The organism is Pantoea sp. GM01 (genome assembly GCF_000282675.1).
GTDB classification, from domain to species: Bacteria; Pseudomonadota; Gammaproteobacteria; order Enterobacterales; family Enterobacteriaceae; genus Pantoea; species Pantoea nemavictus.
The window spans coordinates 57,334-73,170 of record NZ_AKIU01000079.1; the positions used below are offsets into that span (position 1 = coordinate 57,334).

Annotated in this window: 16 protein-coding genes; 10 read left to right on the top strand and 6 right to left on the bottom strand. The window is 54.7% G+C overall.

Annotation, left to right across the window (positions count from 1 at the left end; genetic code table 11):
• The 3 genes from rnr to PMI17_RS20000 all read left to right on the top strand — a co-directional run bounded on the left by rnr (position 1) and on the right by PMI17_RS20000 (position 5,021).
• Positions 1–2,451 carry a ribonuclease R gene (rnr, locus tag PMI17_RS19990; RefSeq protein ID WP_007892017.1) on the top strand — a complete coding sequence of 817 codons (2,451 nt, stop codon included), beginning with the start codon at positions 1–3 and terminating at the stop codon, positions 2,449–2,451.
• A gap of 123 nt (positions 2,452–2,574) precedes the next feature.
• On the top strand, positions 2,575–3,309 hold the full coding sequence (rlmB, locus tag PMI17_RS19995; RefSeq protein ID WP_007892019.1) for a 23S rRNA (guanosine(2251)-2'-O)-methyltransferase RlmB: 735 nt from the start codon (positions 2,575–2,577) through the stop codon (positions 3,307–3,309).
• 83 nt (positions 3,310–3,392) lie between these two features.
• A complete protein-coding gene (locus PMI17_RS20000; protein WP_007892021.1) occupies positions 3,393–5,021 on the top strand; it encodes an isovaleryl-CoA dehydrogenase in 1,629 nt (542 codons plus the stop codon).
• Here PMI17_RS20000 and bsmA read toward each other — a convergent pair.
• Both bsmA and PMI17_RS20010 read right to left on the bottom strand, forming a co-directional pair.
• Positions 4,995–5,321 carry a biofilm peroxide resistance protein BsmA gene (gene bsmA, locus PMI17_RS20005; RefSeq protein ID WP_007892022.1) on the bottom strand — a complete coding sequence of 109 codons (327 nt, stop codon included), beginning with the start codon at positions 5,319–5,321 and terminating at the stop codon, positions 4,995–4,997. The genes PMI17_RS20000 and bsmA overlap by 27 nt on opposite strands.
• A gap of 54 nt (positions 5,322–5,375) precedes the next feature.
• Positions 5,376–7,307, bottom strand: a complete 1,932-nt coding sequence (locus PMI17_RS20010) for a methyl-accepting chemotaxis protein (protein WP_007892023.1) — start codon at positions 7,305–7,307, stop codon at positions 5,376–5,378.
• A 158-nt stretch (positions 7,308–7,465) separates the two neighbouring features.
• On the opposite strand from PMI17_RS20010, the gene yjfP reads away from it, so the two are divergent.
• Positions 7,466–8,215, top strand: coding sequence for an esterase (gene yjfP / locus PMI17_RS20015; RefSeq protein WP_007892024.1), 750 nt, complete (start codon positions 7,466–7,468; stop codon positions 8,213–8,215).
• Between the two features lie 42 nt (positions 8,216–8,257).
• Here yjfP and PMI17_RS20020 read toward each other — a convergent pair whose 3' ends face one another.
• The gene (locus PMI17_RS20020) at positions 8,258–8,467 is read right to left on the bottom strand and encodes a hypothetical protein (protein ID WP_007892025.1); all 210 of its coding nucleotides are present in this window, start codon (positions 8,465–8,467) and stop codon (positions 8,258–8,260) included.
• Between the two features lie 386 nt (positions 8,468–8,853).
• On the opposite strand from PMI17_RS20020, the gene rpsF reads away from it, so the two are divergent.
• From rpsF to rplI, 4 genes are read left to right on the top strand one after another with little or no spacing between them, the layout of a single operon-like run.
• Positions 8,854–9,249 (top strand): 30S ribosomal protein S6, encoded by a 396-nt coding sequence (gene rpsF, locus PMI17_RS20025; RefSeq protein ID WP_007892026.1) that lies wholly within the window; start codon positions 8,854–8,856, stop codon positions 9,247–9,249.
• A 6-nt stretch (positions 9,250–9,255) separates the two neighbouring features.
• Positions 9,256–9,573 carry a primosomal replication protein N gene (priB, locus tag PMI17_RS20030; RefSeq protein ID WP_007892027.1) on the top strand — a complete coding sequence of 106 codons (318 nt, stop codon included), beginning with the start codon at positions 9,256–9,258 and terminating at the stop codon, positions 9,571–9,573.
• A 4-nt stretch (positions 9,574–9,577) separates the two neighbouring features.
• A complete protein-coding gene (gene rpsR / locus PMI17_RS20035; RefSeq protein ID WP_002210155.1) occupies positions 9,578–9,805 on the top strand; it encodes a 30S ribosomal protein S18 in 228 nt (75 codons plus the stop codon).
• 39 nt (positions 9,806–9,844) lie between these two features.
• Complete coding sequence (rplI, locus tag PMI17_RS20040) at positions 9,845–10,294, top strand: 50S ribosomal protein L9 (RefSeq protein WP_007892139.1); 450 nt, start codon at positions 9,845–9,847, stop codon at positions 10,292–10,294.
• A 179-nt stretch (positions 10,295–10,473) separates the two neighbouring features.
• Here the strand turns inward: rplI and PMI17_RS20045 are convergent, their stop codons facing one another.
• Complete coding sequence (locus tag PMI17_RS20045; protein WP_157178895.1) at positions 10,474–11,127, bottom strand: LysM-like peptidoglycan-binding domain-containing protein; 654 nt, start codon at positions 11,125–11,127, stop codon at positions 10,474–10,476.
• A gap of 216 nt (positions 11,128–11,343) precedes the next feature.
• On the opposite strand from PMI17_RS20045, the gene fklB reads away from it, so the two are divergent.
• The gene (gene fklB, locus PMI17_RS20050) at positions 11,344–11,964 is read left to right on the top strand and encodes an FKBP-type peptidyl-prolyl cis-trans isomerase (RefSeq protein ID WP_007892143.1); all 621 of its coding nucleotides are present in this window, start codon (positions 11,344–11,346) and stop codon (positions 11,962–11,964) included.
• 33 nt (positions 11,965–11,997) lie between these two features.
• Here fklB and PMI17_RS20055 read toward each other — a convergent pair whose 3' ends face one another.
• Entirely contained in the window at positions 11,998–13,944 is a 1,947-nt protein-coding gene (locus PMI17_RS20055) for a bifunctional 2',3'-cyclic-nucleotide 2'-phosphodiesterase/3'-nucleotidase (protein WP_007892145.1), read from the bottom strand.
• Positions 13,945–14,237: 293 nt separating this feature from the next.
• On the opposite strand from PMI17_RS20055, the gene cysQ reads away from it, so the two are divergent.
• Positions 14,238–14,984: a 3'(2'),5'-bisphosphate nucleotidase CysQ gene (cysQ, locus tag PMI17_RS20060; protein ID WP_007892146.1), complete on the top strand. Its 747-nt coding sequence runs from the start codon at positions 14,238–14,240 to the stop codon at positions 14,982–14,984.
• An 83-nt stretch (positions 14,985–15,067) separates the two neighbouring features.
• Here the strand turns inward: cysQ and PMI17_RS20065 are convergent, their stop codons facing one another.
• A complete protein-coding gene (locus PMI17_RS20065; protein ID WP_007892148.1) occupies positions 15,068–15,628 on the bottom strand; it encodes a YtfJ family protein in 561 nt (186 codons plus the stop codon).
• Positions 15,629–15,837: the final 209 nt, after the last annotated feature.

Consider the following 15,837-nt stretch of genomic DNA (forward strand, 5'->3'; position numbering starts at 1 on the left):
ATGTCAAAAGATCCTTTTCAGGATAGAGAAGCTGAAAAATACGAAAACCCTATTCCGAGCCGTGAGTTCATTCTGGCTCTGCTTGAGAAACGGGAAAAACCAACTAACCGCGACGACATCGCGCAGGAACTGAATATCACCAGCGAAGAGCAGCTGGAAGCGCTGCGCCGCCGTCTACGCGCCATGGAGCGTGATGGTCAGTTGGTGTTTACTCGCCGTCAATGTTACGCCTTACCAGAACGTCTGGATCTGATTCGTGGCAAAGTGATTGGCCATCGTGATGGCTATGGCTTCCTGCGCGTTGAAGGTCAGAAAGATGATTTCTATCTCTCCGCTGAGCAGATGAAGTTCTGCCTGCATGGCGATGTGATTCTGGCACAGCCGGGCAGCGCCGATCGTAAAGGTCGTCGCGAGGCGCGTGTGGTACGCGTGCTGGAGCCACGTAACAGCCAGATCGTTGGGCGCTACTTTACCGATGCGGGGACCGGCTTTGTGGTGCCTGATGACAGCCGTCTGAGCTTCGACATCCTGATCCCGCAAGAAGAGACGCTCAACGCGCGCATGGGCTCGGTAGTGGTGGTTGAGATCACTCAACGTGCCACGCGTCGCAACAAAGCGCTTGGCAAAATTACCGAACTTCTCGGCGATGATATGGGCACCAGCCTTGCCGTGGATATGGCCGTGCGTACCCATGAGATTCCGCATACCTGGCCGGAAGAAGTTGAAAAACAGGTCGCTAAGCTGAAAGAAGACGTGCCGGAAGAGGCGAAGAAAGGACGCGTTGATTTACGTAAGCTGCCGCTGGTTACCATTGATGGCGAAGATGCGCGCGACTTTGATGACGCCGTTTTCTGCGAGAAGAAGCGCGGTGGCGGCTGGCGCTTGTGGGTGGCGATTGCCGATGTAAGTTATTACGTGCGTCCGGGCACGCCGCTGGATGATGAAGCGCATCAGCGCGGCACCTCGGTGTATTTCCCATCGCAGGTTATCCCGATGCTGCCGGAGATTCTCTCCAACGGCTTGTGCTCGCTGAATCCGCAGGTTGATCGTTTGTGCATGGTGTGTGAGATGACCGTCTCCTCCAGCGGCAAGCTCACCGGTTTCAAACACTATGAAGCGGTGATGAATTCGCATGCGCGACTAACGTACAACAAAGTGTGGAACATTCTGCAAGGTGATGCCGATCTGTGTGAACAATACGCAGCGCAGGTTCCCCATCTGCATGAGCTACACAACATGTACCAGGTGCTGGAAACTGCACGTGAGCAGCGTGGCGGCATTTCGTTTGAGACCGACGAAGCCAAGTTTATCTTCAACGCGGAGCGTCGTATTGAGCGCGTCGAGCGCACCTCACGCAATGATGCGCACAAGCTGATTGAAGAGTGCATGATTCTCGCCAACATCGCCTCAGCGCGTTTTGTTGAGAAAAATGAAGAGCCTGCGCTGTTCCGCGATCACGATCGTCCAAGCGAAGACAGCATCAAGAGCTTCCGTACCGTGCTGAATGAGCTGGGCTTAAGCCTGCCGGGCGGTGCCAAGCCACATCCTACGGATTATGCCGATCTGCTGAAGCAAGTTGCCGATCGTCCAGACGCAGAAATGCTGCAGACCATGCTGCTGCGCTCGATGAAACAGGCGGTCTACGATCCGGAAAACCGCGGTCACTTCGGCCTGGCGCTGGCTTCATATGCGCACTTTACCTCGCCGATCCGTCGCTATCCGGATCTGCTGCTGCATCGCGCCATCAAATATCTGCTGGCGAAAGAGCGGGGCGAAGTGGATGGCATCACTACACCAACTGGCGGTTATCACTATGATATGCAGCAGATGCTGCAGCTGGGCCAACACTGTTCGCTGACGGAACGTCGTGCTGATGAAGCCACGCGTGATGTTGCCGATTGGCTGAAGTGTGATTTCATGCAGGATCAGGTGGGCAACGTCTTCAGCGGCGTGATCTCCAGCGTGACTGGCTTTGGTTTCTTTGTGCGCCTTAACGATCTGTTTATCGATGGTTTGGTGCACGTTTCGTCGCTGGATAACGACTATTATCGCTTCGATGCGGTGGGCCAGCGCCTGATTGGTGAGTCTGGCGGCCGTACCTATCGCCTTGGCGATGCGGTTGAAGTGCGCGTTGATGCGGTACATATGGACGAGCGTAAAATCGACTTCGCGCTGATCTCCAGCAAGCGTGTTCCACGTGGCGAAGGCAAAACCGAGCGCGAGCGTGAGAAGCGTGGCGGTAAACCGCCAGCCAAACGTCGTCGCGATGCCGGCAAAAAGGGGACTTTCGAGCCTGATTCAGCCTTCCGCGGCGAGAAGAAAAAGCCTGCTGTGGCTGAAAAACCGGCCAAAACCGAGAAAAAAGGCAAAAATGTCTCGGAGAAAACCCGTAAAATCGCCGCCGCCACCAAGGCTAAGCGTGGGTCGAAGAAGAAACCTGGCGAAGCCTGATTGTTTGGTCGTCATTAAAGACGACCCTACAGACCATCGACGTGTTTGTGTAAGGTGCGCATTTATGCGCACCTGAATAACGGCCTCTGTATTTATGATTCAAATCCAACCTTGAGCAAAGTAATGAGCGAAATAATTTTTGGTATTCATAGCGTGCAGGCGCTGCTGGAACGCGATCCTCAGCGTTTTCAGGAAGTCTTTATCCTTAAAGGCCGCGAAGATCGTCGCCTGCAGCCGCTGATCCTCGCATTGGAAGCTCAGGGAATTCCGGTGCAGGTTGCCAATCGTCAATGGCTGGATAGCCAGGTTGAAGGCGGCGTGCATCAGGGGATTGTGGCGCGCGTGAAACCGGGCAAGCAGTACCAGGAAGGTGATCTGCCGGATCTGCTGCAGAGCCTGGAGAAGCCGTTCCTGCTGGTGCTGGATGGTGTTACCGATCCGCACAATCTTGGCGCATGCCTGCGTAGCGCAGATGCTGCTGGCGTGCATGCCGTCATCGTGCCGAAAGACCGCGCAGCACCGCTGAACGCCACGGCGAAGAAAGTCGCCAGCGGCGCGGCAGAAAACGTACCGTTGATTCGTGTGACGAACCTGGCGCGTACCCTGCGTTTGCTGCAGGAATACAACGTCTGGGTGGTCGGCACTGCGGGTGAAGCCGATCACACCGTTTATCAAAGTAAAATGACCGGCCCGATGGCGCTGGTGATGGGCGCGGAAGGTGAAGGTATGCGTCGTCTGACGCGTGAACACTGTGATGAGCTAATTAGCATCCCAATGGCAGGTAGCGTCTCTTCGCTCAACGTATCTGTGGCCACCGGCGTTTGTCTGTTCGAGGCCGTTCGTCAGCGTCAGGCGTGATCCCCTCCGCAAAATAGTTTTTGTACCAGACGTAACTGCACATCCTCTTCATACTTAAAAAATGAGTATGAGGAGGACGATGTATGAATTGGCACACCCACACCGTATTCAATCAGCCCCAGCCGCTCAGCAACAGCAACCTGTTTACCCGCGATAGCGCCTTGTGCGAGGCAGTGGTACGCGAAGGCGCCAGCTGGGACCGCGAATGGCTGGCTTCCGTTGGGCTGCAGCTGGGCAGTGCCGAATCCCTTGAATTAGGGCGATTGGCTAACGTCGAAGCGCCGGAGCTGCTGCGCTACAACGCCCGCGGGGAGCGTCTCGACGAAGTACGTTTTCATCCAGCATGGCATCTGCTGATGCAGGGACTGTGTGCCAGCCGGCTGCACAATCTCAGCTGGCAGCCCGATGTACAGCCGCAGGCGATGGTGGCGCGTGCCGCCAGATTTATCCTGCATGCCCAGGTCGAAGCGGGCTCGCTGTGCCCGGTGACCATGACGCACGCCGCGATTCCACTGCTGCAGAATCATCTGCCAGAACCTTATGCTGACTGGCGCGAAGCCTTGCTCAGCGATCGCTACGATGCGCATCATCTGCCGGGCAAGAAGAAACGCGGCCTATTAATTGGCATGGGCATGACGGAAAAGCAGGGCGGCACCGATGTGTTGAGCAACACCACGCGCGCTGAACCGCTTGGTGCACGTGGAGCAGGCGAAGCCTATCGCATCACCGGTCATAAATGGTTTTTCTCCGTGCCGCAAAGCGATGCGCATCTGATTTTGGCGCAAACCCCGCAAGGACTGAGCTGCTTCTTCCTGCCACGCCTGCTGCCGGACGGCACGCGCAACGCGATTCGCATTGAACGTCTCAAAGACAAACTCGGTAATCGCTCCAACGCCAGTGCTGAAGTGGAGTTTCAGGATGCGGTGGGTTGGCTGATGGGCGAAGAGGGCGACGGCGTGCGGCTGATCCTGAAAATGGGTGGCATGACGCGCTTCGACTGCGCGTTAGGTAGCCACGGGCAGATGCGCCGGGCGCTATCGATTGCCATCTATCATGCGCAGCAGCGCCAGGTAATGGGCAAAAACCTTATCGATCAGCCGCTGATGCGCGCAGTGCTGGCGCAGCAGGCGCTGCAACTGGAAGGGCAAACCGCGCTGCTAATGCGTCTGGCTCGCGCCTGGTCAACGCCCGCCAGCGAACATGAACGCTTATATGCCCGCTTGTTCACACCCGCCGCTAAGTTCGCCGTCTGCCAGGCGGGGATGCCCTTTGTGGCGGAAGCGATGGAAGCGCTGGGCGGCATCGGCTACTGCGAAGAGAGCGAACTGCCGCGGCTGTATCGTGAAATGCCGGTTAACAGCATCTGGGAAGGCTCTGGCAACGTCATGTGCCTTGATGTACTGCGCGTGATGGGGCGCCATTCTGAAGTGATAGCCATGCTGCATGATGAATTTGATGCGGTTAAAGGCAGCAATCGCCATTTCGATCGTCGCTGGCGCCAGCTGCGTTTGCAGCTCGCCCATGTGCGAGAAGAGCAGGCGCGAGACGTCACGCGTGAACTGTTTTTACTGGCCAGTGCTGCGATCCTGCTAAAAGTGGCCGAACCGCCGTTGGCTGATGGCTGGTGTCAGCAGCATCTTGATATGCGCGGCAAACGCGCCTTAACTGACGATCTCTGCGCGCGCTTACTGTTGCGCTCCAGTGCTGGCTGATGGCGCACCATACAGAATGGCGGTAGCGTACCAAAAGCTGGGAATGGTGGTCTCATCCAGCATCACAATTTGATAATAGACCGCGCCCGCCTGATTGGCTTTGGCGGCAATGGCACGCTGAGCATCATCCGGCGAACCACGCGTGGTGGCGGTGATATTGCCCAGTTTTGGCAGACCGGAACTCTGCGCGCGCGAAATTTCCTGCGCCTGACTGCCCGGCGGCGGCGGCGCTTGTGGTGTGGTGGTGAAAGCAGCGCAGCCGCTGAGTAGCAGAGTCAACGTCAGAAAGAGAGTACGCATAGCAACTCCTGAAGGAGGAAGATGGCTCAAGTGTATGCCATCTTCCCTGTGCTTTTAGTCCTTCAGATGAAAAATGCTTACCAGCTGTGTCAGATGATGGCCTTTTTTGCTCAGATGATTAGCCGTGGTTTCCGACTGGTTAATCATATCGCTGCTTTGATGCGTTGCCTGGCTGATGTGATTCATCGCCAGATTAACCTGACCAATCCCCGCCGCCTGTTCCTGCGCAGCGATATTGATCTCACCCATCAACGTCTTAACCTGCTCGATATGATTGACGATATGACTCATCGCATCGCGCGTTTGCTCCGACAGCGTATGCCCGGCCGCCACTTTATCGATTGAGCTGGCAATCAAGCCATCGATCTCTTTAGCCGCCGTTGCACTGCGCTGCGCCAGCGCACGTACTTCTGCCGCCACTACCGCGAAGCCTTTGCCGTGTTCACCGGCGCGTGCGGCCTCAACGGCGGCATTCAGCGCCAGAATGTTGGTCTGGAACGCGATCGACTCAATCACATGGGTGATATCGGCGATACTCTGCGACGCCACGCGAATCTCCGACATGGTTTCCACCGAACGTGCCACGGTGCTTCCGCCATGATTCACGGTATTGGCTGCTTCACCCACCAGCGCCATTGCCTGACGTACGTTGGCTGCGGTTTGCGCCACCGTAGCACCAAACTGCTCCATGCTGGCCGAGGTTTCCTCCACGCTGCTGGCCTGGCGACCAATCTGTTCGCTGATGCTAGAGCTGCTGGCGGCGATGGTGTCGGTGCCGCTGCTGATCTCGCGCGCGGCCGAGCGCACCTGGCTGACGACTTTCTCCAATCCATCGCCAATGCCATTAATCGCGCTAACCAGCTGACCGATTTCATCACGACGTGAGGAGTCGAGATGCGCCTGCAGATTACCGGCAGCATACTGTTCCGCCAGATGAATCACCTGCTGTAGCGGACGGGTAATGGCGCGGCGGCTGTACCACATAAAGCCAATGGCAAAGGCAATTACCAGCGCCAGACCCATCGCCATAAACAGGTTGCGGCTGTGGGTGATCGGCGCCAGCAGGCTGGCACGGCTCACTTCACCGGCGATAATCCAGTTCCAGCCCGGCAGCTGCTGCCATGCCAGCAGTTTGGTTTCACCATCGAGTTCAACCGCCACCACACCTTTCGGCTGGCTGAGCAGTTGCTGCTGCGTAGCGCGATCCCAGCGCGGCAGTTTACCTTCAGCATGACGATCAAACAGATATTGGCCCTGGCTGCTGCCCGGCGCACCATTGAGTACCGAGAAGGTGCCGCTGTCGCCTAAGTGACGCGCCAGCACTTTATCCCGCATCAACGCGTACTGCGCGTCAATCTGTACGCCAACGAACAGGATAGCGATCACCGCGCCGCTGCTATCCTGCACCGGCTGATACTGCGTGATGTAACGGTGGCCAAACAGCGTCGCCAGGCCACGATACACCGTGCCCTGATTGACGCTGCGCCAGGCCGCGCTGCTGCGATCCAGTTTGGTACCAATCGCCCGGCTGCCATCCTCTTTTTTCAGCGAGGTGGAGATGCGTACATAATCCTCACCGTCGCGCACGAAGATAGTGGAGACCGCGCCGGTGCGATCGAGGAAGTCATCAACCGCGATTTGATCGAGGTTGAGGGTTTTCAACCCGGCACGCAGCGTTGGCGTACTGAATTCGCCCACCTGAATGCGCTCGCTTTCGTCGCGACTAAAGCGTTTAGGCAAAAAGCTCTGGAACAGTTTGGTGTAATTCGCCACCTCTTCTGACAACGTGGCGTTGAACATGGTGGCCATTTCATTAATGCCTTGCACCTGATTCTGCATATCGTCGATTGCCAACTGTTCCAGCTGACGTGCGGCGTTATGGCTCAGGGTTAAGGTCAGAGTAAATAGCACAATTGCCACGCTCAAAGGCGTCAATACAGACAGCTTAAATCCGAGACCCATGGCGCTGAGAGAAAGACGCTTCATAAAGTACCTTTTGAGATTATTGAAGGGGTACAAGATCAACGGCAAAAAGGGCTAAATGTTTAGGGCAGAAATTATTCAAACTTAATGTGAAGTGGCTCGCATTTTGTTCGGCAGCGCTTACACTGATTCCAGTGATAATCATTCTCAATGGAGGCGATATGATTGAGTTGGCGACGGAGAATCTGGCGGGCATCGAATGTATTCACGCAGCACCGGCCGGGCAGCGCCAGGCGCGCTTGCCGACGGTGTTGTTTTATCACGGGTTTACCTCATCGAAAGAGGTTTATAGCTATTTTGCTGTGGCGCTGGCGCAGGCGGGTTTTCGCGTGATCATGCCCGATGCTGATATGCACGGCGCGCGCTATAACGGTGATACCGAACTGCGTATGACGCACTTCTGGGACATTCTTAAAAAGAACATTGATGAAGTGGCGTTGCTGGAAGCGGCGCTGCGTGAGAATGACTGGGTTGCCGATGAGCGTTTTGCCGTGGCGGGTGCATCGATGGGCGGCATGACTGCGCTGGGGGCGATGGCGCGGTATCCGCAGATTCACAGCGTGGCGTGTTTGATGGGCTCCGGCTATTTCATGCAACTGAGTCATACGCTGTTCCCGCCGCTGGTGGCGCGTACGCCTGAGCAGAAAGAGACCTTTGCCGCGCGTTTAGCGCCGCTAGCCCCGTACGATCCCAGTGAACAGTTAGACAAACTGTCGAACCGGCCATTATTGCTGTGGCACGGGGAAGCGGATGAAGTGGTGCCGTTTACCGAAACGGTACGGTTGGAGAAAGCGTTACGCGAGGCGGGGCTCGATCAGCAAATGACCTCACTTTCTGAAAAAAATATTGGCCACAAGATCACGCCTTCGGCCCTGACCGCGCTGGTCAGTTTCTTTAAACATCATTTATAAAAATGCGGGTTGGCGTGATTGGCGCCAGCCCGTTTAGCCGTACTAAAGTTGTGATGACAACCGTTCGGCGGCGCTGGTATTGGCACTGACTGGGTTACTGCTGGCAGGCGCATCCAACCGATTAACGTAGACATAGCCTGACGCCGCGTTGCTGCTGTGACTTCTCATCTGCTGTGCAAAGTCAGCGGAGCTGGCAAGCGCGGAGGTAGACAGGAAGAGACCCAGTAAAGTGGCGATAATGATGGTTTTCATAATCGACTCCTCACTTCAGGGATTACACTCTCAGACGTTACGAAAAAGTTAAATCGTGGCGCCTGTAACTAGTGTAGTTCTTAACCAACTTGCCGCCAGATCGTCCTGTTGAACGCTTTCTTCAGAGAATTTGATGAAACACTCTCTAACTTACTGAAGCACATCAATAAGCACAAAAAGCCGTATTAACTGGCACGATAGTCGCCCTTTGATGAATTGTGCGCTTGAGTTTCCGCAAGGACGCCAGTATGATTACGCGTCAATTTTTCAGCTGCATTCAGAGGTGTGTTTCATTGGTTCAATGATCCACAACCTATAACGTTCCTTGCTTCCGTGGGCCGCAGCTGACCCTGACAGGAGGCTGAATAATCCGTAAGGAGCTATCGATGCGTCATTACGAAATCGTATTTATGGTCCACCCTGACCAGAGCGAACAGGTTCCAGGTATGATCGAGCGTTACACTGGTGCTATCACCGGTGCACAGGGCACGATTCACCGTCTGGAAGACTGGGGCCGCCGTCAGCTGGCTTACCCAATCAACAAACTGCACAAAGCTCACTATGTTCTGCTGAACGTAGAAGCGCCGCAGGAAGTGATTGACGAGCTGGAAACTAACTTCCGCTTCAACGACGCCGTTATCCGCAGCATGGTTATGCGCGTTAAGCACGCGGTAACTGAAGCATCTCCGATGGTTAAAGCTAAAGACGAGCGTCGTGATCGCCGCGAAGACTTTGCTAACGAATCGGCTGATGACTCAGATGCTGGGGATTCTGAAGAGTAATCCGACATGACGGCAAATCGACTGCGCCTGTCTGGTACTGTGTGCAAGACGCCGGTTCGAAAAGTCAGTCCGTCAGGGATTCCTCATTGCCAGTTCGTGCTTGAGCATCGTTCTGTGCAAGAGGAAGCCGGTTTCCACCGGCAAGCCTGGTGTCAAATGCCGGTGATTATCAGCGGCAGCACCCATCAGGTGATTACTCAACATATAACGGTCGGCACGCAACTCACTCTCGAAGGCTTTATTAGCTGCCATCAGGCACGCAATGGTCAGAGTAGAATGGTGTTACATGCCGAGCAGATTGATTTGATAGATTCTGGAGACTAGCCAAATGGCACGTTATTTCCGTCGTCGCAAGTTCTGCCGTTTCACCGCGGAAGGCGTTGTAGAGATTGATTACAAAGATATCGCTACACTGAAAAACTACATTACCGAAAGCGGTAAAATTGTCCCGAGCCGTATTACCGGTACTCGTGCAAAATACCAGCGCCAGCTCGCTCGTTGCATCAAGCGCGCTCGCTACCTGTCCCTGCTTCCGTACACTGATCGTCATCAGTAATCGGTAGTTGTCCATTAACGACTTTAAGAGGATAAGGTAATGCAAGTTATTCTGCTTGATAAAGTAGCAAACCTGGGCAGCCTGGGTGATCAGGTTAACGTTAAAGCGGGCTACGCTCGTAACTTCCTGGTTCCACAGGGTAAAGCTGTTCCTGCTACCAAGAAAAACGTTGAGTTCTTCGAAACACGTCGCGCTGAACTGGAAGCCAAACTGGCTGACGTTCTGGCTGCTGCTAACGCACGTGCAGAGAAAATCAACGCACTGGGCAACGTAACCATCGCGTCTAAATCAGGCGACGCTGGTAAACTGTTCGGTTCCATCGGTACCCGTGACATCGCTGATGCAGTAACTGCAGCTGGCGTTGAAGTGGCTAAAAGCGAAGTTCGTCTTCCAGAAGGCGTACTGCGCACCACCGGTGAGCACGAAGTTGACTTCCAGATCCATAGCGAAGTCTTCGCTAAACTGGTTGTGACTGTAGTTGCTGAGTAATTGTTACTCTAAATAATTCAAGGTGCAGGAAGGCGGCAAGGGAATGAATCCCCTGAGCTTACTTCGGTAAGTGACTGGGGTGAATGAGCGTAGCCAACGCATTTGTAACCTGGATTATGACGAGTATACTCGGTAATGCGAAAGCGCCGGCCTTGTGCCGGCGTTTTTGTTTCTGCGTTTTACTGGGCGCGGATAAAACTGCCATCCGGCTGACGGGTAAACAGCACCGGACCGTTACTGCCATCCACCGTTAAGCCTGTCACCTCGCCTTGCGCATTCTGACGAATCTTCACCTGCTGACCATTCTGCAACGCGCTCAACGGCTGCCCATCGCCTTCAACACGCGCCATGGCAAACACATCGTTCACCGGCAGATTATTATCGCGGAACAGCTGCGCCAGCGTCTGGCCTGACGCCACGTTGTAGGTGCGCCATTCGCCCTGCGAATCGGTTTTCGGCGGCGTGTTCTGCGATTGATTATTATCGTAAATCTCCGCCTGCATCGGCACTTCTTTAGCGGTATTGTCCGCCGGACGCTCAACCGGATATTGCGGCGTACTGCTCGGCCAGAGAAACGCCAGCAGCAGCACCAGCAGCGCAATCACAATGCCGCGACGATGCAGAGCGGGCAGCGGGTCCATCCAGCGCACATTGTCCAACAGATGCCAGACACGTTGCAGTGCGGCGGGAATGCGGGAAGGGTGTTCGGAAGCCATTCGTGAATCCTCCTCGCTGGCATTTTGGCGCGTAATGCGCGGCAGCCAACGTTGCAACCAAGGTAATAAAGTACGCGGTGCGCGCGTCCTGCGACGTCGTGGGGCAATCTGGCCCATGTATTCTCTCTTGTTTCGACGGTGGCAGGTGAAAACCTTGCCACAGCTATAGTATGAGCAATGCAGACGGGAAGTGCCTGGCAGCATTGAAAAATTTGACCGGTGTATTGTTTCTCTTTCCCTGAGAAATGTCATCTGCGGCGCGCGAGATTTTACGCCAGCCGCCCGCGCTGGTATGCTGCCGGTTCTATTTTTCTCCGGGATTAAGGAATCAAGATGACGACCCCTTCATTCGACAGCGTCGAATCACAAGCAAGTTACGGTATCGGTTTACAGGTAGGCCAGCAGCTGCAAGAGTCTGGACTGCAGGGTCTGCAGCCGGAAGCACTGCTCGCCGGCCTGCGCGACGCGCTGGAAGGGAACTCACCGGCCGTCCCGGTTGACGTGGTACATCGCGCCCTGCGTGAAGTGCACGAGCGCGCTGAAGGTGTGCGTCGTGAACGCGTAGAAGCGATGGCGGCAGAAGGTCAGACTTTCCTTGAGCAGAATGCGCAGCGCGAAGGCGTGAGCAGCACCGAAACCGGTCTGCAGTTCAGCGTCATCACCCAAGGCGATGGCCCGATCCCATCACGTCAGGATCGCGTCCGTGTGCATTACACCGGTAAACTGATCGATGGCACCGTATTTGACAGCTCGGTTGCACGTGGCGAGCCGGCGGAATTCCCGGTGAGCGGTGTTATCGCGGGCTGGATTGAAGCGCTGACCCTGATGCCGGTTGGTTCTAAATGGGAACTGGCGATTCCACACAACCTCGCTTACGGCGAGCGCGGTGCTGGCGCATCCATCCCGCCATTCAGCACCCTGGTGTTTGAAGTTGAGCTGCTGGAAATTCTGTAAGCACTTAAGGGCGGCACTCGCCGCCCTTGATCGTCACTTCTTCTGTAAATCTACCTGCCACAACGCAAAACCTATCTCATCGCTGCCCACCGCTTTCATCGGGTAATCGGCATGCTGTTCGATAAATTTCGTCGCTTTCGCGCCGGGCGCGGTCTCAAAACGGATATCCAGCGGCGTGGTGCTGCTAATCGGTGCCAGGCGCCAGTTGTGATCCGCCTGCGGTTTCACCTCGCCGTGCGCTTTGGTCTCACTGCTGATATAGGCGGCAACCACCGAGCGGTTCTCATCCGGTGATGCGAACGCGACATACTTATCGCCGGTGCCGGCAAACTTACCGCCATACGCGCGATAGTTGTTGGTGGCGACCAGGAAGGTGGCGTTGGGATCAATCGGCTTGCCTTGCCAACTGAGGTCCTTGATACGTGAGGCCTCTTTATTGATTAACGTGCATTCCGCATCGTAGCGTGCCGGTTGCGTCACATCGATTTGGTACTGCACGCCATCGATCACATCGAAGTTATAGGTGCGGAAGTCCCAGTTGATCAGTGATTGCGGCTTGCTGCTGTGCGCATCGATCTGATTAAACTGCGCGGCAGAACACTCCAGCCACTCCTTCACCTGCGCACCGCTGACTTTCATCACCACCAACGTATTGGGATAGAGATAGAGATCGGCAGCGTTACGGAAGGTGAGATTACCTTTCTCCACTTCGACATAGCTGGCGGGATCGTTCTTACGGCCACCGGCTTTGAACGGTGCGGCAGCAGAGAGCACCGGCAGGCGGCCAAGATCGGGATCGCCCTGAATAAAGTGCTCTACGTAAGCGCGCTGCGCGTTATTAACGATCTGCACTGTAGGATCGTCCTGCACCAGCGACAAATAGCTGTACATCACGTCGGCGGATTTGCCGATCGGCTTAGCAACAAACTCACGCGTAGCGCGATGATCCTGCGCCAGTACTTTCACCAGATTGGCATCTTCAGCCGCCAGTGATTTTTTCGCCGCGCTGTCATAAATCGGACGCGCTTCAGCTTTGCCCTGCGCCACCTGCCATTTGCCGCCGTCATTATTCAGCACTAAATCCACCACGCCGAGATGATCGCCCCACATGCCGGGCATGACGGCGGGAACCCCATTCAACGTGCCTTGTGCAATATCAGCCCCTTTTATGGCGGCGAACTCTTTGCTCGGAAACACGGCATGGGCATGGCCGAACATAATGGCGTTGATGCCTGGAACCTGGCTGAGGTAATAAACCGAGTTCTCCGCCATGGCGTGATAGGGTTCGCTGCTTAATCCGGAGTGTGGAATAGCGATGATTATTTCAGCACCTTTTGCGCGCATTTCCGGCACATAGCGCTTCGCTGTTTCAGTGATGTCATCAACCCGCACTTTTCCCTGCAGATTGTTGCGATCCCACACCATAATCTGGGGGGGAACGAAGCCGATGTAACCAATTTTTAAGCGGTGCGACGTACCGTCGCGGTCGGTAACCGTGGTTTCCTTAATTAAGTAGGGAGTAAACAGCGGTTTGCCGCTCTTTTCATCGATAATATTGGCATTGACGTAAGGGAAGCGCGCACCGGCCAGCGCGCTTTGCAGATACGGTAAACCATAATTGAATTCGTGATTGCCAAGGTTACCAACCGCGTAATCCAGCATATTCATCGCTTTATAAACCGGATGTACCTCACCCGGTTTTAGCCCTTTCACCGCCATGTAATCACCCAGTGGACTGCCCTGAATGATATCGCCGTTATCGACCAGCACGCTGTTCTTCGCTTCGGCGCGTGCTTGCTGGATCAAGGTCGCGGTGCGCACCAGGCCAAACTTCTCGGTTGGCGTATCTTTGTAATAATCGAAATCCATCATATTGCTGTGCAGATCGGTCGTTTCCAGAATACGCAGATCTACCGTGGCAGCCTGCACCGTGGCGGCTGTAATACCGAGTGCCAATAACGACATGCTCGCTTTGAACATCGCTTGCTCCTTGTTCAGTCCAATGGGCCTCTCAAAATAATGTAAAACCATGACGAATTATCATTTCAATTTGTGATGGGACTCGGACTTTCATCTAATTTTTGCCAACTATCTTCCGCATAAACCTATTCAGCATCCCGCCATAGCCGATGCCTTTGAACTATGATATTGATAATCATATACATTGCCGTAGCAGATCGCGCAGTCGCAGGCTGTCGAAACACAACTGCTAAAATGAATACAGATTGGCTGTTGGTGTCTGACAGGCAGAATCAGCGGAAAAGAGGTAAATAATGTTAGATAAAATTTGTCAGCTGGCGCGCGAAGCGGGTGATGCCATTATGCAGGTGTATAACGGCGCCGAGCCGGTGGACGTGGCCCGCAAGTCAGATGATTCGCCAGTCACGGCGGCCGATCTCGCCGCACATCGCGTGATTTTACAGGGGCTGGCGACGCTTTCTCCGGATGTGCCGGTGCTGTCTGAAGAGGATCCGCCGAGCTGGGACGTGCGCCAACATTGGCAGAAATACTGGCTGGTCGATCCGCTGGATGGCACCAAGGAGTTCATCAAACGCAACGGTGAATTTACGGTGAATATTGCGCTGATCGACAACGGTAAGCCGGTGTTGGGCGTAGTCTATGCGCCGGTGTTGGGCGTCATGTATTCCGCTGCAGATAACAAAGCGTGGAAAGAGGAGAAGGGTGAGCGAACGCAGATTCATGCACGTGAAGCGCGTCCGCCGTTAGTGGTGGTGAGTCGCTCGCATTTTGATAGTGATAAAGAGCTGCAAGAGTATCTGCATCAGCTGGGTGAGCATCAAACTACCGCGATCGGCTCTTCGCTGAAGTTCTGCCTGGTAGCCGAAGGTGCCGCACAGCTCTATCCGCGCTTTGGGCCAACCAACATTTGGGATACCGGCGCAGGACACGCGGTGGCGATTGCGGCCGGTGCGCATGTGCACGATTGGCAGGGAAAAACCCTTGATTACACGCCGCGCGAATCGTTTCTCAATCCCGGCTTCCGCGTTTCGCTGTTTTAATATTTGTAGCGGCGCGATAAATCGCGCCGCTACAGAATGTGCAATGATTTGATGCGGTGCTTAGCTGATCGATTTTACGTCACTCACTTCTGCAATAACTCATGAATCAGCTTCATCGCCTGCTGCACTTCATCCTGCGTGAGCGGACCATCTTTGACGTAGCGCACGTGTGCGGTGTTATCCAACACCACAATGGCTGAACCGCCTTTCTCCAGCTGCCAGGCCTGACGCGCGCTGCCGTTGCTATCGACGATAAACTGCGACCACGGATACTGCTGCTTGTTGCTCTCAATACTGCTGCGCACAAACATGCTGGTGCCGGGAATGGCATCGTCGGTATTAACGATGGTGGTGGTTTGATAACGATCGTGCGGCAGATGGGCGGCTTTAATGGCTTCAATCAGCGCGGCATTCTGCTCCTTAGCGGAAGATCGGCCAGCAATATGCAAGATGACGCGAACTTTTCCACTCAGCTGCGCGCTATTCCAGGATTTGTAGCTAAACTTATCTTTATCTTGTTGATAAACAAGCTCTCCTCTGTCGTTAACGCCAACGGCGGGTACGCGTTCACCCAATTTGAATGCCTGTGCTGATGCCAGGACAGGGAGGAGTGCCAGTGCTATCACAGAGTGTACCAAACGCATTTTTCAAACTCCTTGGTGATCCGACCAGTTGTTCATGTTCCTGCAATATTAGGCGTGGATGATGCGTCTGTCGCAATGAGTTAACAGGTTTGCAACCTATGCCACAATTCCATAATGAGTGAAGGTTTATACTGGGTTTCGTGAGGCTGATAACAGAGTATTCTGTAATGATGTGTCAATTCAGTAAAAAATTCACCTTTTCGGAACAT

Excerpts from the sequence above, each read along its gene's own strand:
- rnr (WP_007892017.1), top strand. The coding sequence starts at position 1 with ATGTCAAAAGATCCTTTTCAGGATAGAGAAGCTGAAAAATACGAAAAC.
- rlmB (WP_007892019.1), top strand. The coding sequence starts at position 2,575 with ATGAGCGAAATAATTTTTGGTATTCATAGCGTGCAGGCGCTGCTGGAA.
- PMI17_RS20000 (WP_007892021.1), top strand. The coding sequence starts at position 3,393 with ATGAATTGGCACACCCACACCGTATTCAATCAGCCCCAGCCGCTCAGC.
- bsmA (WP_007892022.1), bottom strand. The coding sequence starts at position 5,321 with ATGCGTACTCTCTTTCTGACGTTGACTCTGCTACTCAGCGGCTGCGCT.
- PMI17_RS20010 (WP_007892023.1), bottom strand. The coding sequence starts at position 7,307 with ATGAAGCGTCTTTCTCTCAGCGCCATGGGTCTCGGATTTAAGCTGTCT.
- yjfP (WP_007892024.1), top strand. The coding sequence starts at position 7,466 with ATGATTGAGTTGGCGACGGAGAATCTGGCGGGCATCGAATGTATTCAC.
- PMI17_RS20020 (WP_007892025.1), bottom strand. The coding sequence starts at position 8,467 with ATGAAAACCATCATTATCGCCACTTTACTGGGTCTCTTCCTGTCTACC.
- rpsF (WP_007892026.1), top strand. The coding sequence starts at position 8,854 with ATGCGTCATTACGAAATCGTATTTATGGTCCACCCTGACCAGAGCGAA.
- priB (WP_007892027.1), top strand. The coding sequence starts at position 9,256 with ATGACGGCAAATCGACTGCGCCTGTCTGGTACTGTGTGCAAGACGCCG.
- rpsR (WP_002210155.1), top strand. The coding sequence starts at position 9,578 with ATGGCACGTTATTTCCGTCGTCGCAAGTTCTGCCGTTTCACCGCGGAA.
- rplI (WP_007892139.1), top strand. The coding sequence starts at position 9,845 with ATGCAAGTTATTCTGCTTGATAAAGTAGCAAACCTGGGCAGCCTGGGT.
- PMI17_RS20045 (WP_157178895.1), bottom strand. The coding sequence starts at position 11,127 with ATGGGCCAGATTGCCCCACGACGTCGCAGGACGCGCGCACCGCGTACT.
- fklB (WP_007892143.1), top strand. The coding sequence starts at position 11,344 with ATGACGACCCCTTCATTCGACAGCGTCGAATCACAAGCAAGTTACGGT.
- PMI17_RS20055 (WP_007892145.1), bottom strand. The coding sequence starts at position 13,944 with ATGTTCAAAGCGAGCATGTCGTTATTGGCACTCGGTATTACAGCCGCC.
- cysQ (WP_007892146.1), top strand. The coding sequence starts at position 14,238 with ATGTTAGATAAAATTTGTCAGCTGGCGCGCGAAGCGGGTGATGCCATT.
- PMI17_RS20065 (WP_007892148.1), bottom strand. The coding sequence starts at position 15,628 with ATGCGTTTGGTACACTCTGTGATAGCACTGGCACTCCTCCCTGTCCTG.